We start from the raw sequence: 21,757 nt of genomic DNA on the forward strand, positions 1-21,757 counted from the left end.
ATCAATATTTCCCGGCGATTAAGCCGGGTTTTTTGTATTTTATTGCGCATAGAGTGCAAGTTATGGTTAAGATAGGTTAATTATCATTACTGGTAGATAACCTAATGCAAAAAGTGTTGATTACAGGGGGGAGCAGGGGGATTGGCCGTGCTACCGCCATCCAGTTAGCAAGCCTAGGTATGCATGTGTTGGTCAATTATAAAAGTGACCAACAGTCCGCAGAAAATCTTGTTAGGGAAATCCAAGCCTCAGGTGGTATGGCTGATGCATTTCAATGTGATATTAGTGATGAAAGTGATGTTGTTAAGCTATTTGACACTATCAGGCAACAGTACGGTGACCTTCATTTTTTAGTCAATAATGCCGGTGTTTTATTTCAACAATCGACTACTGAGGGGTTGTCAGCGGAACGTATTAATAAGGTGCTGGCGACTAACGTAACTGGGCTACTGATTTGTTGCAGAGAATTCATTAAGCATGCCCGTTTCTTTAATCAATTTCAAAATAAAGCCATTGTTAATGTTTCCTCAGCTGCGGCTCGGTTAGGGGCTGCGGGGGAGTATATTGATTATGCGGCTTCTAAAGGTGCTGTGGACTCTATTACGAAAGGGTTGTCATTAGAACTGGCTGAGCTAGGTATTCGTGTGAATGGAGTACGCCCTGGCTATATCTATACACAGATGCATAAGGATGGTGGTGAGGAAGGTCGAGTGGATCGCATTGCGGCACAGTTACCGATGAAAAGAGGTGGAGAGCCTAGGGAAATTGCGGAGATTATCACTTGGTTACTGAGTGATGCTTCATCCTATGTCACAGGGACAATAATTGATGCGGCTGGTGGCCGTTAGGGCTAAAAATGCTTTTCTTGGCGAATAATGAACCCTGATGAAACAAGTTCTGTCCGGTTGGTGACTTGTGCTTTGGTAAAAATATTCCGCAAATGCGTTTTTACCGTAGACAGAGATACACCTAATAATAATGCAATACGTTTGTTGCTTGCACCTTCTCGTACTAAGTGGATAATTTCTTGTTCTTTAGGAGTATAAGAAACTAAGGAATCAGGCAGCACATCAAATGTCATTAGCTCTGCAACAGGTAAAATTGCATTTAACCGCATGATTTCTTGTTGGCTAAAAGGGCTATCTCGCATGATTGAAATTCCAGCAATAATCTTATTTTTCCGCCGAATAAAGATTTCAGCCATATCCGTCATATTATTTGGTTGCATAAAGTCATGGAAGAATGCCTGATTTTGCTGACGTGCCTCCGCCCCCATTCTCACTAAGCGTAAGTCACTGCTACGAAAGTTATTCGGGTGTAAAGGATCTAGCTGATAAAAACAGGCAAGATAATCTTGGTGCATTTTTGCGGGAACCCCATAAAGTATATAGTTATCGGGTTGCCAGTGGTCATTAACCAGATAATACACGGATGCTGATATAGGAATAATATGAGCAATCGTATTTAGGCAGCAATCAATCAATGTTTGTTGGTGAGGGCTAAACAATAAAGAGCTCATCATATTACCTTCCGTAGCCAATCGAATTATTATCATGCGCCTTATTGATATTAACATAAAGTAAACATGTTAATAACGTGAGGTTGCTTGCAGTATTTAAAAATCGTTAAAACCCATCCAATAATGCTCTATTGCTTTTGGGTATCTTTAGTGAACTTATTATTAATATATTAACAAAGCGTTTTTTTGTTATGCATTGATATCTAATTAATTATCTATTTTTTGATTCAGTTGTTGGTACTTTTTGCGCTGTTTTTTGGTTCCCCCCTCTCTCTGGGTATCGTCCTTTAGAACGATAGCGAGTCGTTTGTGCTTATTTTTATAGTGGCAATTCAGTCACTATATTTTTACAAAAAATTCACATTCATGACTGTGTATGGAGCGAGAGGGAAGAAAAATGAATTTATCCTCAAAATTGTCGTCACATCTAGAGAATGGGAAAGTTGGCTTTCCTACAACATTGGCAAGTTCTGCCGGTTTGATTATGGCTAGTCCTGTTATCTTAACGGTTATTAGTGGATTCGGCATTGGCGGTGATACTTTTGCTTTAGCGGTGTTGTTGAGTTTTATTATGATGCAAGCTCAGCTAACAACATTTTCTGAAGCTGCTGCAATCCTACCAACATCAGGTTCGGTATATGATTATATTTCTTGTGGAATGGGGCGCTTCTGGGCAATTACTGGGGCGCTTTCTGCCTATTTAATAGTGCATGTCTTTGCTGGAACGGCCGAAACAATTCTTTCTGGAATTATGGCGTTGGTTAATTTTGAGCATTTAAATACGGTTTTAGAAACCAGTAATTCCTCGTGGATGGTTGGTGTTGGGCTTGTTGTTACTTTTGGTATTTTAAACGCTTTTGGGATCGAAGCTTTTGGTAAGGTGGAAGTTGTGCTGACGTTTGCTATGTGGTCTACATTAGTGATCTTCAGCATAAGCGGCTTGTTATTACCATTTCATGTACAGACGGATGGTTGGTTTGGTCAGCCATTGAATACAGACCCAACATTAGTGCTGAGTTTTATTGGAATGGCCATGTTTATGTTTGTAGGGTGTGAGTTAGTGACACCAATGGCGCCTGAGATTAAAAACTCAGCCAAAGTTATTCCGCGGGCAATGACAACAGGGTTGTTCTGTGTCGCTCTGTGTATGGTGCTATTTGGAGCCGCATTAGCGAACCAAGTGGAAAATGTGGTGGTTGACCCACAAACGGGAACCCGTTTATTGGAAACACCAATGGCTATTCCAGCATTTGCGGAATTAGTGATGGGTGAGTTTGGTAAATATTGGATTGGTGTGGCACTTTTACTTGCTGGTGGAGCCACAATCAATACTTTAATGGCCGCAGTACCGCGTATTCTTTACGGGATGGCACTTGATGGTGCATTACCTCGCATCTTTGCTTACTTACACCCACGCTTTAAAACACCAGTATTTGGTATTTTAGTTGCTGTGATGATCCCTTGTTTACACGCCTTTGCTATCCAAGGCGATCTTGACCGCATCATTCCTTTAGTATTAGCCGCTGTGTGCTCTTGGGGAGTTGCTTATTTATTGGTAACTATTTCCGTGGTGCTATTGCGTATCCGTCGCCCTGATTTACACCGCGCTTATCGTTCACCATTCTTCCCTCTGCCACAGATTATTTCGAGTGTGGGCATTATTTTAGCCATTGTTTATATCACTCCACCGGGTATGAGTAAGTCTGATGTATATATTCCTTTTGCAATAATGTTAGGTTTAACTGCTGGTTATGCCTTAATTTGGACGGTTTTTGTGCAAAAAGTTAACCCATTCAAACCGCTAAGTGTAGAGTCAGTCCTATCAAACTCATTCCGAGATGAAGAAATTGAGGGAGGCCAACTTGAGCCATTACGCAACCTCGCCTAAATATTCGCTATGGCAGCGGCTAGGCAGCAGATTAACCAAAAAACGTTTACCAGTGGGCTATCAAACTGGGCTAACACTTAATCGTATTGAGCGAGATATGCTTCCTTATCCGTGTGAATGGCGGGCACCGGGAACGCTCCTTATTCAATTACAACCTGAATTAACGATTGAAGTCACTGAGCGCCCAAGAAAGCTGTTTCTTGCTTTTATTGTATATAGCCGTTTTGCCGTTTCTGGTATTTGTCATCAGGATATTAATGCAAAAATTGAAGTAAAAACGCGAGGAAGTGTAAGGAAAAAACATATCCATTTTGTATCTAAACAAATAGATGGGGCTAAGGTTATTGGCTGGTTGAATGAATATCCCATTATTCGGCAAACATTAGAAGAGTTGGATTTTAACCGATGCCAAATAGAGCTTAATCATGGTCAGTGGCGTTGTGAGATTGAACCTTTTACTGCATCAGAGATGGTCAGTCGTATTCCTGCAACACGACGTTATCTGAGGCTGGAGAGCAAGCAACGTCATCGTTTATTGAGCGCATTACAGTTAATTAGCCAACTGATGGAAAAAAACGGATTATCCGTTGAGTTTGAATAAGTTCTTTGATAGTAATAATTATTATTATCAATTGATTCATTGGAATGAGATGTGAAATCTTTGCCACTTTTAGGGTGTATTTTGTTTTCTTCAGCAGCTATCGCAACCTCTTCAGACTGTATTCGTTTAGCGGAGCTTTCTACTGCCGAAGGGGTGCATAACAGTAAGGGGGATAGCTGTTTATTTTTTGAAGCATCACAGCAAAATTTTATCAAGCAACGTGGAGAGGGGGTTTCCAAGGTCACATTACTAGACGCTAAGCAACAACCCATACGTACTCTACAAGAATATGGTTCGGCGCAAGAGCCTCATTCTGCGGATTATTTAGTCCCTACAAATGGGGTTTATTATCTTTCTTTGAAAGGTGAGCCGGGGAAGCCTTGGCGTCTGCAATTTGATGTCAAACCTTATCAGCCGTTAGATATCAAAAAAGAGGGAGAGCCTGTAAGCCCTAAGTTGCAAAGCCTATTGGATGAGTATTATAGCGATGGGGACTCAGCCGCTTTCTGGCAAGCTGTTGCGATAGAAGGAACTCCACTGATTGAGGATCTCGCTGGTTCGCAAAAGCGAGCAACTTTTTTATGGCGGGGGGCGAAATCCAATGCGTATATTTTAGGAGCGCCATCGGGGAATCATGAAAGAATGGCGCATTTGGCGGGAACTGATATTTGGTACCGCTCTTTTATTATCCCTGATAAGACATTGTCACAATATAAAATTGCCCCTGATATCCCAATGGTTCCTGAAGGTGGTTTCGCACAGCGTAAGGCAATATTAGTGACAGCACAAGCTGACCCGTATAACCCCAACGTTATTCCATCTTTAGCTGAAGATAAATACAACCGCTTCTCCTTATTGTCATTAGCGCCACAAATACGCCAATGTAATTTCCCATTAATAAAGCACTCGCAAGTTCAAGGAAGTTTGGAAACTTTTACACTTTCTAGCCGTGTTTTGAATAATGAACGAGAAATTACGGTATATCGCGCAAATATGCCGATGAAACACCCTGCGCTGTTAGTGTTGTTAGATGGTCAGATTTATCAACAAAATTATCAAATGGTGAAGTTTTTTGATAAATGGATGAATAACGGTGATTTGCCAGCTATGGATATCGTGTTTGTCGATAGCATAAGTTCGGAACGTCGTGGGGAAGAGCTGCCTCCTAATCATGACTTCCCTCAATTGCTGGCGGATGAGTTAATGCCGTTACTGGTAAAAAAGGGAATCCAAGCGGACGCTAAACACACTATTATTGCGGGGTCTAGTTATGGAGGGCTTGGGGCAACTTGGAATGCCTTACAGCATCCGGAGGTATTCGGCAATGTGTTAAGCATGTCAGGGTCTTATTGGTGGTCACCAAAGGGGGAAGACCCTGAATGGCTGATCCGGGAAATTGAAACCATGCCGAAGCAACCCATTCGATTTTTCCTTGAGGCGGGTTTATTTGAACAAAGAGGCAGTTGGGGCGGAATTATTCAAAATCATTATCACTTGTTTGACGTATTAAAGCATAAAGGCTACCAAGTTGATGCAATAGAATTACCCAGCGGCCATGATTACATTTCTTGGTGTGAAACACTGTATGAGGGCACAAAGAAACTCTCATCACAGTGGTAAGCAATAACCGGATTAGTGCTTAAAGCAGCTTGTAATGAGCTGCTTTTTCATTTTTATGACAACCGTATTCATTTCGCCATAAAAGCGTCATTCAACTGTCATCTAGCTCCTTTAGCATGCCTATCATTATTTAAAACATACTTATTCATTTTTCATTATTGATCGGCAAGGAAACTGTTATGACTGGTAATTTTATGAAGTCTTTTTTAGCTGTCACAGTAAGTACATTGATTTTAGGAAGTACAATCCCTGCTTATGCCGCAGATAAAAATGATGCGGTTTCAGAAAACCGTGCTGCCCAAGGCGATATCACTAAATTTGGCGGAGCACGTCGTTTAGCGACTGAACAAACTGACATCATGAAAGCGGCGCTTCACAATGGTCAAGCCAAAAATGTGATTTTATTTATCGGTGATGGTATGGGGGATTCTGAAATTACCGTCGCACGTAACTATGCAGAAGGTGCAGCTGGCTTTTTTAAAGGCATCGATGCCTTACCTATCACAGGGCAATATACTCACTATGCATTAGATAAAAAAACGCAGAAACCTGATTATGTGACTGACTCGGCGGCTTCCGCAACTGCATGGTCATCGGGTGTGAAAACATATAATGGTGCATTGGGGATCGATGTATTTGGTAATGACCACGAAACGTTAATTGAAATTGCGAAACGTAATGGAAAAGCTACGGGCAACGTGACAACCTCTGAAATTCAGGATGCAACTCCAGCCGCGCAGTTCGCCCATGTCAGTGCACGTAAATGTTATGGACCTGAAGAAACATCAGAAAAATGTGCGGCTAATGCCTTAGAAAATGGCGGGCGTGGCTCGATTTCAGAGCAGTTATTGATCACTCGCGCAGATGTGACCCTTGGCGGTGGTGCGAAGAGCTTCAAACAAGAAGCAAAAGCTGGGGACTATAAAGGTAAAACGTTAGAACAACAGGCTATTGAACGTGGTTACAACATTGTGCGTGATGCAAATGCGTTGAACAACGTCACTGTTGCGAATCAAGATAAACCTGTTTTAGGTTTATTCCATGATGGCAATATGGCAGTCGCGTGGGAAGGGCCTAAAGCCGTTCATTATGGCAACATAAATAATGCACCACTTGAATGCAAACCTAATTCTAAATTAGATCCAAATGCGCCAACGTTAGCGCAAATGACTAAAAAAGCGATTGATTTATTAGAAGTCAACCCGAATGGTTTCTTCTTGCAAGTTGAGAGCGCATCCATCGATAAACAAGATCACAAAGCAAATCCGTGTGGCCAAATTGGTGAGACCGTGGCTCTCGATGAAGCCGTTCAAGTTGGTTTAGATTTTGCTAAACAACATGGTGATACTTTGGTTATCGTGACTGCGGATCACTCACATTCGAGCCAAATCATACCGGAAGGCACTAAATCAACAGGGCTAACTCAAGCGTTGATTACTAAAGATGGCTCTGTGATGGTGGTTAACTACGGGAACTCTGAAGAAGATGACTCACAGGAGCACACTGGCGCTCAGTTACGTGTAGCTGCCTATGGCCCACATGCGGCAAACGTAATGGGTCTGACTGACCAAACCGATTTGTTCTTTACCATGCGTGATGCAATGGGATTGAAGCAATAAACCAACCCTGTAATATAAATTCTCCGCGACAGGATGTTGCGGAGAATTTTTTTAACGGCCTTCTTTCCTCTCCCCTTTATTCAACCATTCCTTAATAGCTTTATGAAATATTTGAACTTATTTATTTATTGGTTATCTTGATTTATTATTTTTTAATAATCAAAACGAGAGCTTATTTATAAGCGCAGCATGATGAGAACCAATTTATGAGAGAAGTACGGAAACTACAGCGAGATGAAATTCCAGCGGTTTGGTCTATTGATCGCACTGAATTAATTGAGCACCTATATTTACATCAAGATGGGAAATTGGTGCTATCAAAGCAGCGCTTTGATATGAAAGGTTGGCCTGAAGGTGAACCTGAAGCTTACACTCCACATTTGTTGGAAAGTTATGACCAAGGGGCCATTTTTATAGGGGTGTTTGAACAAGGGAAACTGATTGCAGCTGCGAGTTTAGACAATACATGGCGTGGTGAGCAAAAAAATTTGCTGCAGTTGTCTTTTTTACATGTTAGTCACCCACATCGTGGTGAAGGTTTGGCTGGGCTGCTATTTCAGCAGTGTGTTGACCTAGCCATTCAAAAAAACGCTAAAGGGCTGTATATATCGGCGACACCATCAGAAAATACAGTACATTTCTACCAATATCTTGGCTGTACTTTGATTGAAAAACCTGACCCAGAATTATTTGCTTTAGAGCCGGAAGATATTCACTTTGTATATTGGTTTGATTAGAGTGTTTTGTTAATGAATATGTTTGTTGGCTATTGATTTTGTCGTCAAATTGAACAATAAATATTGAAATTCACACAAAATCAGATATGATTGATAATCATTATCATTTGAGATTGTTGAGGTCATTATGCCAACTAGCATATCAAAAACAGCTGGCTTACGGCGCATAGGGGCTGGTTTATGGGGTGTTTTCGCCGTGATATTGCTGAGCATTACCTATGTACTCAGCAATATGGGGTTAGATAACCTCAAAATCACCATGATCATTATGATGATCGCGACTGCAGGTATGTTGTTTAACCGTGGTTCTCGGCGTTTATTGATTATCCCAGCCGTTGTTTCACTCGTGTGTTTTCTGGCTGCATTTGTATTACAAAGGTAGTATTTGGTTAAATAATGAGTGAATGCATTAGGAAAAATAATAGAGGGAAAGTGAGCGCACGGTAGAAAGTGCTTTCAAGTCAATTTGAAGTGAAAAACACTGACTGCATCAGTGGTGTGAAAGGGGGGATTAGCCCCCCATACGTCTATAGAATACTAACACCTGAAGCTAGCGCGTCTAGCAATTCCGTCACCCTCGCAACTCACTAAGTTTGTCTGGTTACACTAATTCGGTGTAGCTTTTGGTCGCCGTTTTTTGGTAAAAAATAGCCAGTCAATAATGACTGGCCACTTCTAGTTTGGGTGAATTTATCGGCGTGTTAATTTCACTGATACAGTTAGCGCTTAATCGCTTGATAAACTTTAAATTTCCCTGTTTTAGCTAGCACCTCATGGCTACCGAATGCTTTATCCAGTAAATCAGGGTAAGGTAAAAAAGCATTGGCGACTATGCGCAAGCGCCCGCCCTTTTTCAGGAATTTAGGTGCTTGGTAAATCATATTTTCAACTGCACGGTAGCTAGTATTTAGCCCATCATGGAAAGGTGGATTAGAAATAATCCAGTCAAACTTATCATGAATATCTGAATAAGCGTCACTTGCAACCACTTTGCCTGTTAGCTGATTAGCTTCAAGTGTAGAAGCTGCGGAATCTAATGCAGAGGCACTGACATCACTTAATGTAAGTTTTATTTCTGGGTTTTGGGAACCAATAACGGCCGCCAATACGCCATTACCGCAAGCTAAGTCTAATAGGTCACCGCTCATAGGCTCTGTAAGTGTAGATAATAATAAATCACTACCGATATCGAGTTCCATATGGCTAAATACGCCTGGTAATGCATTAATTCTAACATTATCAATTTGATAATGACGCCACCAGCGAGAAATATCAAACTGGGTCGGTTGCTCTAGTTCGCCATAATACAAACCACAGCGGCGTGCAGAGTCAATTTTTTGCAAGCTAGCGATGCCTTCCATTATAGACTCGGCACTTTTTACCCCGCTACGGTTCTCCCCTACGATAAATATTTGGCTACCAGTAGTGAGGTGGGTACAAAGATCATCAAGCTGAAAACAAGCTTCTTGCTTGTTTTTTTGCCAAAAATAGATGAGTGTATTACAGGGCTGAATAAATTCAGCTGGGGTTGTCGCAGAGTATAATGCCATTTCCCCCATTAACGGTTGTAAACGTTGCCAGTGGTGATACTGGTTTGTAATGACACGAACGCTTGCTGCTTCTAAGGTTGCTGCAAGTTCATCCTGAATGTCACCGGCCAAAATGACATGACGATCTGTAAAGTGTTCGAGATGGCGCTGTATAACTTCGCTGGCAGGTGTCAGTAATGACATATTCTGTCAATCTCCTAAAATAATAGATAACCGATAACACATTACCAGAAATGGGAGAAATAGCATTGCTCTGTTGGCGCTATTAATCCCCTTTGATAAGATGTGGTTGTACAATTGCGACTGGAAAAATAAATGACACGACGTGACAGGCTTTTAGAACAAATGGGGATCACTCAATGGATGGTGAGAAATCCAGCTGTGTTACGTGGTGAACGTGGTGTAAGGATCCCAGCGTCGACTAAGCTTATTATTATTACTGATGAGAACCTCGATTTAAATAGCCAACTGCTAAAAGATATTTTTCTATCAATGAATATTGTCTCTGATGATGTTGTTTGTGTTAATTCAGAGCAGTTAGGTTTACTCCCAACACCAATAATAACGCCTTGTTGGGTATTAGGTGGCGAAACCCACCCCGAAGGTTCAAAAATCACGTTTATTTCACCTGTTTTGTCTGAGCTGATGTCAAGTCACAGCGCTAAACAGGCACTATGGAAACAAATTTATCAATATGATGAAAATATCAACACTAAAGCAATCTGATCTCGCAACTGCTTTCTTAATTGAGAAGTTAAGTCATGACTTCCCATGGACTGAGCGTGTTTTTTATGGGAATCAAGGGGAAAAGTATCATAACATTAAGATTTCTATTAATAATCAAGTTGTTGGGTATGCAATAACTCAGTGTGTGTTGGATGAAGCCACTTTATTCAATATTGCTGTCCATCCTGACTATCAAGGACAGGGGTATGGTCGTTTATTACTCGAGCAACTGATCAGCGATTTAGTTAAAAAAGGTATCTTAACCTTGTGGCTAGAGGTTAGGGAATCGAATGCATCAGCATTACATCTGTATGATAAGCTTGGCTTTCATCAAGTAACAGTACGGAAAGATTATTACCCGGCGAAAAAAGGCCGAGAGGATGCACTTGTCCTCGCTCTAACATTATTGAATGACGAATAAATACGGTTATCATTTTAAATGTGGAATTAAAAACCCCAGCACGAGACTCGTGCTGGGGTTTTGTTATTTAGGTTCTTATTTTTCTGTTTCCGAAAGAATGGTTTTATTCATCAGCTTAATATCTTCTTTCTGTTGTATTTTTGCTTCTGCTTGTGCATTCACTTCTTCGTTCAGGCCTTTATAGGTGGAATAACACATGATTAGCATCATGATAGATAATGGAACGGCCATCGCAACAAGGGCTGATTGTAAGCCGGATAACCCCCCAGTCATGATGAGTACTATTGCAATCGCTGCAATGATCACACCCCAAATTGTTTTCGTCACATGAGATGGGTTTGGGTTCCCATTTTCACTTACCATACCGAGTACGAAAACCGCTGAGTTTGCTGAGGTAACAAAGAAAATCAACACCAGAACAATAGCTATCATACTAATAAAGGTTGAGGCTGGAAAATAATCTAAAAATTTAAATAACGCAGAAGTAACATCGGTTTTTACTGCGTCAGCCAGTGCTGTTTGTCCTAGGTTTTGAATAAGATGGATTGCAGACCCACCCATCACGGCGAACCAAGCGAATGCACTTAATACAGGAATGAATACGGCACCAATCATAAATTCTTTAATCGTTCTGCCTTTTGAGATACGCGCTACAAAGCTACCGACTAATGGTGCCCATGCAATCCACCAACCGAAGTAAAAGAGTGTCCAGTTCGCAATCCAAGTTCCATCGTTGTACGGCTCGGTGCGAAAAGACATACTGACAAAGTTTTGTACGTAATCACCAATGCCTTGGAATAACACTTTTAAAATCGTTTGTGTTGGACCAGAGATAAAGATAAATGCCATCAACCCTATAGCAAGTACGATATTTAGGTTGGATAGATGCTTAATTGCCCCCTGCAGCCCTGAAATAGTGGAAGCGATATATACGACGGTGATAATGGCAATTAAACCAATTTGTACATAAATACTAATTGGTAACCCCCACAAATAGTTCATTCCACTGTTAACTTGTAGTGTACCAAAACCGAGTGATGTTGCGATACCGATAACGATGGAAAGCATCACTAACACGTTGATCCATTTACCAATCGAGCCGTAAATACGATCACCAAGTAATGGGTAAAATACTGAGCTCATTGATGCAGGGAGTTTCTTTCTAAATTGAAAGTAACCTAATGCAACGCCGACGAGTGCATAACAAGCCCAAGCTGATACCCCCCAGTGTAGGTAGACATATTGCATCGCCGCTTTGGCTGATTGCTCTGTAGAGCCTTGGCCAATTGGTGGACTAATATAATAGGAGACGGGTTCCGCTACCCCCCAAAACATTAAGCTAATGCCAATTGATGCGCTAAATAGCATCGCAATCCAAGTGACGGTGCTGTATTCCGGCTTGTCATCATCATCGCCTAGACGAATGTGCCCAAATTTAGAAAAACCAAGGAACATACAAAAGGCAAAAAAGATAAAAACGGAACCTAAGATAAACCAACCTAGGTTGTTGTAGATAAAACTTAAAGCTGAGTGTGAAAATGCTTCCAGTTTGTCAGGGATAAAGGCGCCAAAACTAATTAGCGCCAAACTAAAGGCTAACGACACGTAAAATATAGACTTCTTATGATTCATCATACCTCTTCTCCGGTTGCTCACTTATTTTTTTTGTATGAGAGTTGGCTTGCAGGGAATTCCTATTGTGTTTGTAAGGTTATTTTTCGTTAATAGCTACTGTTGGTTTACAGAGAATAGCCATGCAAAGATTGCGTAGTCAACAAATAATTAACTTGTCATTAACAGAATCGGTAAATATATATTACCTATTATATTGTTTTTATTGATGAAATAATGCATGAATAAATTTTAGTCAATATTTTGTTTGATCATTATTGAGATCTGGATTAACATCCATAAAAAATATGTTAACTATAAGTTTACAAAGTGAGGGCAATTATGAGCAATGCAACCAAAGTCATTTCGATCAATGATCACCTTGATATTGATAACGCATGGACGATCCCTGCACGTTATTACACTTCTGATGATATTTTTGAGTATGAAAAAGAAAAAATATTTGCTAATTCATGGGTTTGTGTTGCCCATATCAGTGAAGTAAAAGAAAAAAACTCGTATATCACTCGTGAACTTATTGGTGAAAGCCTCGTGATCGTTCGTGGTCGTGATGATGTTTTACGTGGTTTTTATAACGTATGTCCACATCGTGGTCACCAATTAATCAGTGGTGAAAGTGGCAAAGTTAAGAATGTGATTACTTGCCCTTATCATGCATGGGCATTCAAGCTGGATGGTCAATTAGCACATGCAACCAATTGTGAGAATGTGAATAATTTTGAATCAGATGCCATGTCATTAAGCTCTTTCCATGTGACTGAACATGCAGGGTTTATTTATGTCAATATGACAACTGAAGAACCTCAACCAATTGAACAGCAATTACCTGGTTTAGCAGAAAAAATGCAAGAAGCCTGTGCTGTGATTGGTGATTTAAAATTGGCAGCACGTTTTGTCAGCCGTACCCCAGCTAATTGGAAAACTATCGTTGATAATTATATTGAATGTTATCACTGCCCGACTAACCATGTTAGTTTCGCGAGTTCAGTGGATGTTAGCGTATATGAACATCAATTATTGGATAACTGGACCGTACAAATCGGTAAAGCTAAACCTTCAGAGTCTTCATATCAGTTTGATGAATCTGTATTAGATCCTCGTTTCTTTGGTTTTTGGATTTGGCCAAGCACAATGTTCAATATGCCGCCAGGAGGGGATTTTATGACGGTTATCTATGAGTTCCCTGTCAATGCCGGAGAAACATTGCAGCATTATGATATTTACTTCCTTAATGAAGAGTTGACGGAGTACCAGAAAAATTTAGTCGAATGGTATCGTACCGTTTTTCGTCCTGAAGATTTACGTCTCGTTGAAAGTGTTCAAAAAGGCTTGAGATCTCGCGGTTACCGTGGGCAAGGCAGAATTATGGTAGATAGGCAACGCAGTGGTATTAGTGAACACGGTGTGGCTCATTTCCATAAGATTTTAGCTGGTGCGCATAGCGAGTAATTACGTTATTGAATATAAATGAACGAGGAGAAGTCACAAATGCATAAGTTAACTAACCCAGCGCTATTTCGTCAGACATGTTATATCAATGGGCAATGGGTTGATTCAGGTCAGAAAATCCCTGTGACTAATCCTGTTGACCAATCTGTGCTGGGAGAAATTCCCAGCTTGTCGGCAAGACAAGTGGATGAGGCTATTGAGCAAGCTCACATGGCGATGGAAGGTTGGCAGCAGCTTACCGCCAAGGCTCGTTCTATCATTTTACGACGTTGGTTTGAGCTTATCGAAGCCAATGTTGATGATCTCGGTCGCTTAATGACCTTAGAACAGGGTAAGCCATTACATGAAGCTAAAGGTGAAATTCGCTACGCCGCTTCATTTATAGAATGGTTTGCAGAGGAAGGTAAACGTGTTTATGGGGAGACTATCCCTCAGACTGTTGGGAGTAACCGGATTTCGACAATTAAGCAACCTATCGGGGTGTGTAGTGCCATTACACCATGGAATTTCCCCGCTGCGATGATCACCCGTAAAGCGGCACCGGCTCTTGCGGCAGGGTGTAGCATTATCATAAAACCAGCGACAGAAACACCTTTTACGGCTCTTGCATTAGCTCAATTGGCCGATGAGGCGGGTATTCCAGCAGGGGTTTTTAATGTTGTGACGGGGGAATCGCGTATTTTAGGCGAAAGACTGACAAAACATGAGCTTATCAGTAAGTTTTCGTTTACAGGTTCGACACAAGTAGGCCGAATATTATCAGAACAGTGTGCATCGACTATAAAGAAAACGTCGTTAGAACTCGGTGGTAATGCGCCTTTTATCGTCTTTGAGGATGCAGACATTGATAAAGCAGTAACTGCCGCTATTCAAGCCAAGTTCCGTAATGGTGGGCAAACCTGTGTTTGTGTTAACCGTTTCTATATTCATACTGCTATTTTTGACGAATTTAAAACCAAGTTTGTCGCAGAAGTGGCCAAATTAACCGTCGGAAATGGGCTTGCTGCGGGTACCGATATTGGGCCAATGATTACATCTAAGGCAATAGAAGGAATGAATGCATTATTGCAAGATGCATTAGCGAAAGGTGCTAAATTATTAACATTAGGTAATGAAATCAAAGAACAAGCCAACTTTTTTAATCCAAAAGTATTGGTAGATGTTGATGATTCAATGGACATTGTTCATGAAGAAATTTTTGGTCCTATTGCCACATTGATCCGCTTTAATGATGAGAGTGAAGTAATTTCTCGGGCAAATAATACTATTTATGGGCTAGCAGCGTACTTTTTCTCTCGGGATGTGAATCGGGTATATCGTGTCGCAGAAAAGCTGCAAAGTGGTATGGTCGGCATCAATACTGGTTTGATTTCTAATGAGGTTGCGCCATTCGGCGGTGTGAAACAATCTGGTTTAGGGAAAGAAGGCTCTCGTTATGGCATTGAGGATTATTTAAGCATTAAGTACTTGTGTATCGATATTGGATAAGGAAGGAGAACAGTGATGAACCAAGCAAAAATCGCGGTAAATGTTAGCCGAATAGAGCAGGTTAGCCCAAACATCAAAATGTTCGAATTCGTTGCACAGGACGGTACTTTTATGCCCTTTAGTGCGGGGAGCCATGTTACCGTTCATATGGGGGGAGAGGCTGGCTTACAGCGTGCGTATTCACTCATTAGTGATCCGCAACACTGTGGGAGTTATTGCATTTCTGTTCTGCGTGATGAAAATTCAAAAGGTGGCTCAGCTTTTATGCATGAGCAGTTATCTTTAGGGGATAGTTTATATTTATCCCCTGCCCAGAATTTTTTCTCGCTTGAGAAAAACAACAAGTGTAAGCATGTTTTGATCGCTGGAGGGATCGGTATTACGCCATTTCTTTCTTATTTATATGAGTTAGAGCACGGCAATATGGATTTTGAACTCCATTACTGTTTTCGTGACCGCAAAACGGCGGCTTTTGTCGAACATTTACAAGAGCGTATTGGCGACCGATTGCATGTATACGATAGCAGCCAAGGGCAGCGAATGTCAGTTGAGCAGTTAATCAAAAGCCAACCAAGTCATAGTCATGTTTATGTATGTGGTCCGGAATCATTAATTAATAATGTGATTGAAGAAGGTCAAAAACATCTTGGCGAGTCACAGATTCACTTTGAAAATTTTGGCGAAGTCGCGAGTGAAGGTGAGTCATTTGAAGTGCATTTTCAGCGTTCAGGGATTAGCTTAGTTGTTGGTGAAGATATGTCTATATTACAGGCAATCGAAGCAGATAAACGCATTAATGTGGAATGTTTATGTCGTAATGGAGTCTGTGGTACTTGTGAAACGGCAATATTAGAAGGGGAGGCAGACCACCGAGACCTATACCTTGATGATGATGAAAAAGCGCAGCAAAAAACCATGATGCTGTGTGTGTCTCGCGCCAAAACTAAGCGGCTAGTGCTTGACCTATAACCGTGTTGCCCCATGATTACCCAATGGGGCAATGATTAACCACTCAGATATCTTTTAACTCAAACATTAAAAATATCTGCTGTTCATCATTAACATGTTGATAAGCTGTAATTTGTTTATCTTGAAAAACAACCTGCCCTCGGCCAGTATCGAGTACTTCATCTAGCCATGATTTATGACTAATGACTAATTGATACAATAAGCGTTGTAGGTCGAGGTAGTCTATTTCAGATGAGAGGCTGTTTAAATTACTGGCTAAAATTTCACCCGCTTTGTCTGTGAAAACAACAAGATGATTGAAATGAGAAAGTAAAACATCAAAGTAGCATTTGATTTTACGTAAGCGTAATTCATTATTTTTACGTTCAGTATTGTCTAAGCTAATCCCGACTAATTTAGTTACTTTTCCATTTGAACCCCGAACACCTGTGGCACGAGATGTTATCCAGCGGTATTCACCTTCCCAGTTAATTTTGAAATCCATTTCATGGGCTCCACCTTCGCGGATGATTTTGGAATAACCATTAACCAGTTTTTCTTTAGAGTGGTGATCCATTAATGCCCAGAAATCTTCATTACTGGTGATTTTGATGCCATAAACGGCTTCAACGTTATCAGAGTAATTGAGCTCTCCGCTCATTAAGTCCCATTCCCATGTGACGATATCCGCAGATTCTTGGAGGTGGACTTCATTTATATTACGCATGACCCCTGCATTGGTGACAGTAATTAGGCTATTGGTGTATTCACCGTATTTCAACCAAATTTTGTCGACATCCAATAGTGTGGCGAGTTTTTCAAGGTTATCTTCATCTATCATGCCACCTTTTGTCCATTTATTGACCGCGGTTCTTGAGACACCAAGGGCTTCAGCTGCTTTTAATTGGCTCATTTTTTTCTGTTTTAGCAGTTTTAATAAACGTTCTTTGAATGTCTCTGCTTCTATCATCAATGCATATCCACCTTTTGCTAATAAAACTTAATTAAGTGCGTTCATGGTGTAAATTGTTGGTGAGGAATTGCTCTAAATTTTCAATAAACACTCTAAGATTAGCACTAGTTCGGATACTTCTCGAATAAACAGCATAAACATCTGCTGTTTGGTGCCATTGTGGTAAAACACGTATCAATTGACCAGATTGCAATTCGGGAAGCACGCTCCATAGGGAGCGCAGCAGTATGCCTTCGCCACTTAAACACCATTGTTTGGCTACTTCACCATTATTGACGGTCAGCTTACTGTTAGGTGTGACTGTCATACTTTCTTGTTGCTGCTCAAGTTTCCAAACAGCTGGAGCTTGGTTGCGTTCCTTGATAGCAATGCACAAGTGTTTTTGCTCAAGCTGTTGCGGATATTTAGGGTAGCCATATTTAGCCAAATAACTTGGTGATGCGCATAAAACCCGCTGGTTATGGGCGATACGTCTAGCAATGAATTGCTCGGAAATGGCGCCTCCGATACAAATATCAACATCAATATTTTCATTGATAATATCGACGGATTTATCTGTCAGTGTAAGGTCAATCCCTAGTAAAGGGTAACTTTCCCGTAATGTGAGGATGAACGGGTTAATGTATGTACTACCAAACCCGGTGCTACAACTAATGCGAAGCGAGCCACGGATCTCTTCTCGACATGCATTAAGCTGCTCTTGCATATGTTCAAGTTCTGCTAACATCGCTTCACTACTGCGTAAAATTATCTGCCCTTCATGGGTGAGTTTAATTGAACGAGCAGTCCTAAAAAATAATATTTGCCCTAAATTTTCTTCGAGCAATTTAATTCGTTTAGAGATATAAGCAGGGGAAACCAACAGTTGCTGAGCTGCTTGAGAAAAACTCATTAGGCGCGCAACAGTCACAAAAACGCGGATATCCTCTAATGCTGGGAGCTTGTTCATAGTTTGTAAACCTAAGGATTACACTTCATGCCTATACTTTATCACAGCAAGCCATAAACTGGAGAACAAACATACCCAATTCATTTATCAGAGGTTTTCACTATGTCACAATTTAATATCGCAGTAATCCCAGGTGATGGCATCGGTACAGAAGTGATCCCTGAGGGGATAAAAGTTTTAAAAGCGGCAGCGAGTAAACATAATATAAAGCTTAACTTTACGTATTTTGATTGGTCATGTGAAACTTACCATCGTACGGGGCGTATGATGCCTGAAGATGGCTTAGAACAATTGAAAAAATTTGATGCTATTTTTTTAGGAGCGGTTGGTTTCCCTGGGGTGCCTGATCATATTTCTTTGTGGGGGTTATTACTGCCAATTCGTCGCGCATTTAACCAGTATGTGAATCTTCGCCCCGTACGTTTGTTTGATGGCATCAAGTGCCCACTTGCGGATAAAAACCCCGGAGATATTGATTTTTATGTGGTGCGTGAAAACGTGGAGGGTGAGTATTCGGCTATTGGTGGTATTCAATATGAAGGTACTGATGAAGAAATGGTGTTGCAGCAAAGTATCTTCACCCGTAAAGGTACCGACCGTATTTTAAAATATGCGTTTGACTTAGCACAATCGCGCGACAAAAAACATTTAAGTTCCGCGACTAAATCGAATGGTTTGTTTCATTCAATGCCTTATTGGGACAGTCGGGTAGCTGAAATGGCAAAACAATACCCAGAAATTAAAGTCGACCAATTCCATATCGATATTTTTGCTGCCAACTTAGTTCGAATGCCTGAGTTTTATGATGTGATTGTTGGGTCAAACTTATTTGGTGATATTTTGTCTGATTTAGGGCCTGCTTGTACTGGCACGATTGCGATTGCACCATCTGCAAATATTAACCCTGAAAAAGAATTTCCATCAATGTTTGAGCCAGTTCATGGCTCTGCGCCAGATATTGCAGGGCAAAATATTGCAAACCCAATCGGTACTATTTGGGCCGCAGCCATGATGATGCAGCATTTAGGCTGCCAAGATATCCACGATACTATTATGAGCGCAGTGGAAACCGCGATTAAACAGCGCCGGAACTTAACTCGTGATATGGGTGGGGATGCCAGTACACAAGCACTTGGAGAGGAAATTGCTCACTTAGTGGCGCTTTAACCAGTGGTTTATATTGTTATCATTTAGCTAATTTGCTACAGGGTCGAGGTACTGTTTTACGTGTACCTCGATGCTTTGATTGTTAATACCCCCAAGATCTGCGAAAATATCCACCAATTTTGATTAACAAAACGGATTTGCTGCGCTTAGAGCCAAATCAAGCCTCTTCGAATGCCTATACAAATCTGTATATAAACGAAAAGAACGGTTAAATGACAGATCAGAACTTTCTCCATGAAGTTAGCACACGTAGAACGTTTGCTATCATATCCCACCCCGATGCGGGTAAAACCACAATCACTGAAAAAGTGTTATTGTTCGGGCATGCTATTCAACGGGCTGGTACGGTAAAAGGCCGGGGTTCTAACCAGCACGCTAAATCCGACTGGATGGAAATGGAAAAGCAGCGTGGTATTTCGATTACTACCTCTGTCATGCAATTTCCTTATAACGATTGCCTTGTTAACCTACTTGATACCCCAGGGCATGAAGATTTCTCGGAAGACACTTACCGGACGTTGACTGCGGTTGACTGCTGCTTGATGGTTATTGACTCAGGTAAAGGGGTTGAAGACCGGACACGTAAACTGATGGAAGTTACTCGCTTACGTGATACGCCAATCTTAACATTCATGAATAAATTGGACCGTGATATTCGCGACCCAATGGAATTAATGGATGAAGTGGAAAACGAGCTGAAAATTGCCTGTTGCCCAATCACATGGCCTATAGGTTGCGGTAAATTATTCAAAGGTGTTTACCACTTACTGCGTGATGAAACCATCCTATACCAAACAGGTCAAGGCCATACAATTCAAGAAATTCGCATTATTAAAGGGTTAAATAACCCTGAATTGGATGCTGCTGTGGGAGACGAACTGGCAGCCCAATTACGTGATGAACTTGAGCTTGTTCAAGGCGCATCCCATGAATTTGACCATGAAGCATTTTTGCAAGGTGAGTTAACCCCGGTATTTTTTGGTACGGCTTTAGGTAACTTTGGTGTTGACCATATGTTAGACGGGCTAGTCGAATGGGCTCCACAACCACAAGCGCGTAAAACAGATTTGCGTGAAGTGAAAGCAACAGAAGAAAAATTTACGGGCTTTGTGTTCAAAATCCAAGCTAATATGGACCCGAAACACCGTGACCGTGTTGCATTTATGCGTATTGTTTCAGGTACTTATGAAAAAGGCATGAAACTACGTCAAGTGCGTATTAAAAAGGATGTGGTAATTTCTGATGCCTTAACCTTTATGGCTGGTGACCGCTCTCAAGTTGAGAATGCTTATGCGGGGGATATTATCGGCTTACATAATCATGGGACTATCCAAATCGGTGATACCTTTACACAAGGTGAAGAGTTGAAGTTTACGGGTATCCCTAACTTTGCACCTGAATTGTTCCGCCGTATTCGTTTACGTGACCCATTAAAACAAAAGCAACTGTTAAAAGGCCTTGTTCAACTTTCGGAAGAAGGTGCGGTACAAGTTTTCCGTCCGTTAACCAATAATGACTTAATTGTTGGCGCGGTCGGTGTGTTGCAGTTTGATGTGGTAGTGGCACGTCTGAAAAGCGAGTATAACGTAGAAGCTATTTACGAAGCCGTAAACGTTTCTACAGCTCGTTGGGTTGAGTGTGACGATGCGAAAAAATTCGAAGAATTTAAACGTAAAAATGAGCAAAATTTAGCACTTGATGGCGGTGATAACCTATCTTATATTGCGCCAACAATGGTGAACTTAAATCTCACTAGTGAACGCTACCCTGATGTTAGGTTCCGTAAAACACGCGAACACTAATACGTTTTTTCTCTCCCGCTACTAGTTTTGTAGCGGGGGATCTTCTTTCGACCTTCTTTTAAAGCCTATTTTTCTGTTTTTTATCGCATTTGCATCAAGAATATTCTGTCTTTGTCTTCTTTCTCTTTATTTTTAACGTTTTTTTACTTAGGCTATATTATTAGTTAGTCCATCACAGTGAAAGGAAGGTTTTTTATGAAAAAAGCAACGCTATTAAGCTGTTTGGGGGTTATTGGGTTGAGCTGGGCGCTCACGGCTTGTAGCTCATCATCAGATAGCGCTTTGAAAAAACAAGCTTCAGAAACGTGGGACAGCGCGTCAAAAACCGTTGAAATGGCGGGTAAAGATACAGGAAATGCAATTTCGAGCGGTGCAAAAAATACGGGTGAGTATATTGATGACTCTGCGATCACCGCTGATGTGAAAGGAAAACTACTCGGTACGAAAGGTATTTCGAGTAATAATGTATCAGTGAAAACTGTTAATGGAGTGGTTTATTTATCAGGTTTTGTCACCTCGACGGATCAAATTGACAAAATTGTACTGGTGGCATCACAAGTTAATGGGGTGAAATCAGTCCAAAATGGTCTGGTGCTTGCCAACTGATTGGTAAATAAATGTATCAATAGCGCAAATTGCTGAATATTTATTATACAGATCCGTTAGAA

The 21,757-nt window shown here is 41.0% G+C and carries 20 protein-coding genes; 15 read left to right on the plus strand and 5 right to left on the minus strand.

Annotated features, from left to right (window positions below):
• The first annotated feature begins 104 nt into the window (after positions 1-104).
• A complete protein-coding gene (locus ACIPUA_RS17800; RefSeq protein WP_042849080.1) occupies positions 105-848 on the plus strand; it encodes an SDR family oxidoreductase in 744 nt (247 codons plus the stop codon).
• 2 nt (positions 849-850) lie between these two features.
• On the opposite strand, the gene ACIPUA_RS17805 is transcribed toward ACIPUA_RS17800, so the two are convergent.
• The gene (locus tag ACIPUA_RS17805) at positions 851-1,519 is read right to left on the minus strand and encodes a helix-turn-helix transcriptional regulator (RefSeq protein ID WP_094301196.1); all 669 of its coding nucleotides are present in this window, start codon (positions 1,517-1,519) and stop codon (positions 851-853) included.
• A gap of 397 nt (positions 1,520-1,916) precedes the next feature.
• Here ACIPUA_RS17805 and ACIPUA_RS17810 point away from each other — a divergent pair, with 397 nt between their 5' ends.
• From ACIPUA_RS17810 to ACIPUA_RS17835, 6 genes are all read left to right on the plus strand, one after another.
• Entirely contained in the window at positions 1,917-3,407 is a 1,491-nt protein-coding gene (locus tag ACIPUA_RS17810; protein WP_042849078.1) for an APC family permease, read from the plus strand.
• Positions 3,382-4,008 (plus strand): DUF3156 family protein, encoded by a 627-nt coding sequence (locus ACIPUA_RS17815; RefSeq protein WP_449059938.1) that lies wholly within the window; start codon positions 3,382-3,384, stop codon positions 4,006-4,008. Before ACIPUA_RS17810 ends, ACIPUA_RS17815 begins: the two co-directional genes overlap by 26 nt.
• A 51-nt stretch (positions 4,009-4,059) precedes the next feature.
• The gene (locus ACIPUA_RS17820; protein ID WP_232370515.1) at positions 4,060-5,628 is read left to right on the plus strand and encodes an alpha/beta hydrolase-fold protein; all 1,569 of its coding nucleotides are present in this window, start codon (positions 4,060-4,062) and stop codon (positions 5,626-5,628) included.
• Between the two features lie 179 nt (positions 5,629-5,807).
• Complete coding sequence (gene phoA, locus ACIPUA_RS17825; RefSeq protein WP_042849075.1) at positions 5,808-7,247, plus strand: alkaline phosphatase; 1,440 nt, start codon at positions 5,808-5,810, stop codon at positions 7,245-7,247.
• A 206-nt stretch (positions 7,248-7,453) separates the two neighbouring features.
• On the plus strand, positions 7,454-7,984 hold the full coding sequence (locus ACIPUA_RS17830; protein WP_042849074.1) for a GNAT family N-acetyltransferase: 531 nt from the start codon (positions 7,454-7,456) through the stop codon (positions 7,982-7,984).
• 127 nt (positions 7,985-8,111) lie between these two features.
• Entirely contained in the window at positions 8,112-8,366 is a 255-nt protein-coding gene (locus ACIPUA_RS17835) for a DUF1435 family protein (RefSeq protein WP_449059939.1), read from the plus strand.
• Positions 8,367-8,703: 337 nt separating this feature from the next.
• On the opposite strand, the gene rsmC is transcribed toward ACIPUA_RS17835, so the two are convergent.
• Complete coding sequence (gene rsmC / locus ACIPUA_RS17840; RefSeq protein WP_129466887.1) at positions 8,704-9,717, minus strand: 16S rRNA (guanine(1207)-N(2))-methyltransferase RsmC; 1,014 nt, start codon at positions 9,715-9,717, stop codon at positions 8,704-8,706.
• Between the two features lie 132 nt (positions 9,718-9,849).
• Here rsmC and ACIPUA_RS17845 point away from each other — a divergent pair, with 132 nt between their 5' ends.
• Both ACIPUA_RS17845 and rimI read left to right on the plus strand, forming a co-directional pair.
• On the plus strand, positions 9,850-10,260 hold the full coding sequence (locus ACIPUA_RS17845; RefSeq protein WP_042849071.1) for a DNA polymerase III subunit psi: 411 nt from the start codon (positions 9,850-9,852) through the stop codon (positions 10,258-10,260).
• Positions 10,229-10,681: a ribosomal protein S18-alanine N-acetyltransferase gene (gene rimI, locus ACIPUA_RS17850; RefSeq protein WP_042849070.1), complete on the plus strand. Its 453-nt coding sequence runs from the start codon at positions 10,229-10,231 to the stop codon at positions 10,679-10,681. The genes ACIPUA_RS17845 and rimI overlap by 32 nt, the downstream gene beginning before the upstream one ends.
• A gap of 75 nt (positions 10,682-10,756) precedes the next feature.
• Here the strand turns inward: rimI and ACIPUA_RS17855 are convergent, their stop codons facing one another.
• Positions 10,757-12,316, minus strand: a complete 1,560-nt coding sequence (locus tag ACIPUA_RS17855) for a BCCT family transporter (protein ID WP_449059940.1) — start codon at positions 12,314-12,316, stop codon at positions 10,757-10,759.
• A gap of 318 nt (positions 12,317-12,634) precedes the next feature.
• On the opposite strand from ACIPUA_RS17855, the gene ACIPUA_RS17860 reads away from it, so the two are divergent.
• The 3 genes from ACIPUA_RS17860 to ACIPUA_RS17870 are packed head-to-tail and all read left to right on the plus strand — an operon-like array spanning position 12,635 to position 16,219.
• Positions 12,635-13,762, plus strand: coding sequence for an aromatic ring-hydroxylating oxygenase subunit alpha (locus ACIPUA_RS17860; protein ID WP_042849069.1), 1,128 nt, complete (start codon positions 12,635-12,637; stop codon positions 13,760-13,762).
• A gap of 39 nt (positions 13,763-13,801) precedes the next feature.
• On the plus strand, positions 13,802-15,250 hold the full coding sequence (locus tag ACIPUA_RS17865; RefSeq protein ID WP_042849068.1) for an NAD-dependent succinate-semialdehyde dehydrogenase: 1,449 nt from the start codon (positions 13,802-13,804) through the stop codon (positions 15,248-15,250).
• 15 nt (positions 15,251-15,265) lie between these two features.
• Positions 15,266-16,219, plus strand: coding sequence for a PDR/VanB family oxidoreductase (locus tag ACIPUA_RS17870; RefSeq protein WP_042849067.1), 954 nt, complete (start codon positions 15,266-15,268; stop codon positions 16,217-16,219).
• Positions 16,220-16,262: 43 nt separating this feature from the next.
• Here the strand turns inward: ACIPUA_RS17870 and ACIPUA_RS17875 are convergent, their stop codons facing one another.
• Positions 16,263-17,168, minus strand: a complete 906-nt coding sequence (locus ACIPUA_RS17875; RefSeq protein WP_042849066.1) for a helix-turn-helix domain-containing protein — start codon at positions 17,166-17,168, stop codon at positions 16,263-16,265.
• A gap of 34 nt (positions 17,169-17,202) precedes the next feature.
• Complete coding sequence (locus ACIPUA_RS17880; protein WP_042849065.1) at positions 17,203-18,120, minus strand: LysR substrate-binding domain-containing protein; 918 nt, start codon at positions 18,118-18,120, stop codon at positions 17,203-17,205.
• Positions 18,121-18,222: 102 nt separating this feature from the next.
• Here ACIPUA_RS17880 and ACIPUA_RS17885 point away from each other — a divergent pair, with 102 nt between their 5' ends.
• The 3 genes from ACIPUA_RS17885 (at position 18,223) to ACIPUA_RS17895 (ending at position 21,695) form a co-directional block, all read left to right on the plus strand.
• On the plus strand, positions 18,223-19,287 hold the full coding sequence (locus ACIPUA_RS17885; RefSeq protein WP_048608596.1) for a tartrate dehydrogenase: 1,065 nt from the start codon (positions 18,223-18,225) through the stop codon (positions 19,285-19,287).
• A gap of 212 nt (positions 19,288-19,499) precedes the next feature.
• Positions 19,500-21,089 carry a peptide chain release factor 3 gene (gene prfC, locus ACIPUA_RS17890; RefSeq protein WP_042849063.1) on the plus strand — a complete coding sequence of 530 codons (1,590 nt, stop codon included), beginning with the start codon at positions 19,500-19,502 and terminating at the stop codon, positions 21,087-21,089.
• Positions 21,090-21,284: 195 nt separating this feature from the next.
• On the plus strand, positions 21,285-21,695 hold the full coding sequence (locus tag ACIPUA_RS17895; RefSeq protein WP_042849062.1) for a BON domain-containing protein: 411 nt from the start codon (positions 21,285-21,287) through the stop codon (positions 21,693-21,695).
• Positions 21,696-21,757: the final 62 nt, after the last annotated feature.

It is taken from the genome of Providencia sp. AGC89 (assembly GCF_053543535.1).

Excerpts from the sequence above, each read along its gene's own strand:
- prfC (WP_042849063.1), top strand. The coding sequence starts at position 19,500 with ATGACAGATCAGAACTTTCTCCATGAAGTTAGCACACGTAGAACGTTT.
- ACIPUA_RS17880 (WP_042849065.1), bottom strand. The coding sequence starts at position 18,120 with ATGAACAAGCTCCCAGCATTAGAGGATATCCGCGTTTTTGTGACTGTT.
- ACIPUA_RS17830 (WP_042849074.1), top strand. The coding sequence starts at position 7,454 with ATGAGAGAAGTACGGAAACTACAGCGAGATGAAATTCCAGCGGTTTGG.
- ACIPUA_RS17895 (WP_042849062.1), top strand. The coding sequence starts at position 21,285 with ATGAAAAAAGCAACGCTATTAAGCTGTTTGGGGGTTATTGGGTTGAGC.
- ACIPUA_RS17810 (WP_042849078.1), top strand. The coding sequence starts at position 1,917 with ATGAATTTATCCTCAAAATTGTCGTCACATCTAGAGAATGGGAAAGTT.
- ACIPUA_RS17860 (WP_042849069.1), top strand. The coding sequence starts at position 12,635 with ATGAGCAATGCAACCAAAGTCATTTCGATCAATGATCACCTTGATATT.
- ACIPUA_RS17875 (WP_042849066.1), bottom strand. The coding sequence starts at position 17,168 with ATGATAGAAGCAGAGACATTCAAAGAACGTTTATTAAAACTGCTAAAA.
- rsmC (WP_129466887.1), bottom strand. The coding sequence starts at position 9,717 with ATGTCATTACTGACACCTGCCAGCGAAGTTATACAGCGCCATCTCGAA.
- ACIPUA_RS17885 (WP_048608596.1), top strand. The coding sequence starts at position 18,223 with ATGTCACAATTTAATATCGCAGTAATCCCAGGTGATGGCATCGGTACA.
- rimI (WP_042849070.1), top strand. The coding sequence starts at position 10,229 with ATGATGAAAATATCAACACTAAAGCAATCTGATCTCGCAACTGCTTTC.
- ACIPUA_RS17805 (WP_094301196.1), bottom strand. The coding sequence starts at position 1,519 with ATGAGCTCTTTATTGTTTAGCCCTCACCAACAAACATTGATTGATTGC.
- ACIPUA_RS17870 (WP_042849067.1), top strand. The coding sequence starts at position 15,266 with ATGAACCAAGCAAAAATCGCGGTAAATGTTAGCCGAATAGAGCAGGTT.
- ACIPUA_RS17855 (WP_449059940.1), bottom strand. The coding sequence starts at position 12,316 with ATGATGAATCATAAGAAGTCTATATTTTACGTGTCGTTAGCCTTTAGT.
- ACIPUA_RS17865 (WP_042849068.1), top strand. The coding sequence starts at position 13,802 with ATGCATAAGTTAACTAACCCAGCGCTATTTCGTCAGACATGTTATATC.
- phoA (WP_042849075.1), top strand. The coding sequence starts at position 5,808 with ATGACTGGTAATTTTATGAAGTCTTTTTTAGCTGTCACAGTAAGTACA.
- ACIPUA_RS17845 (WP_042849071.1), top strand. The coding sequence starts at position 9,850 with ATGACACGACGTGACAGGCTTTTAGAACAAATGGGGATCACTCAATGG.
- ACIPUA_RS17800 (WP_042849080.1), top strand. The coding sequence starts at position 105 with ATGCAAAAAGTGTTGATTACAGGGGGGAGCAGGGGGATTGGCCGTGCT.
- ACIPUA_RS17835 (WP_449059939.1), top strand. The coding sequence starts at position 8,112 with ATGCCAACTAGCATATCAAAAACAGCTGGCTTACGGCGCATAGGGGCT.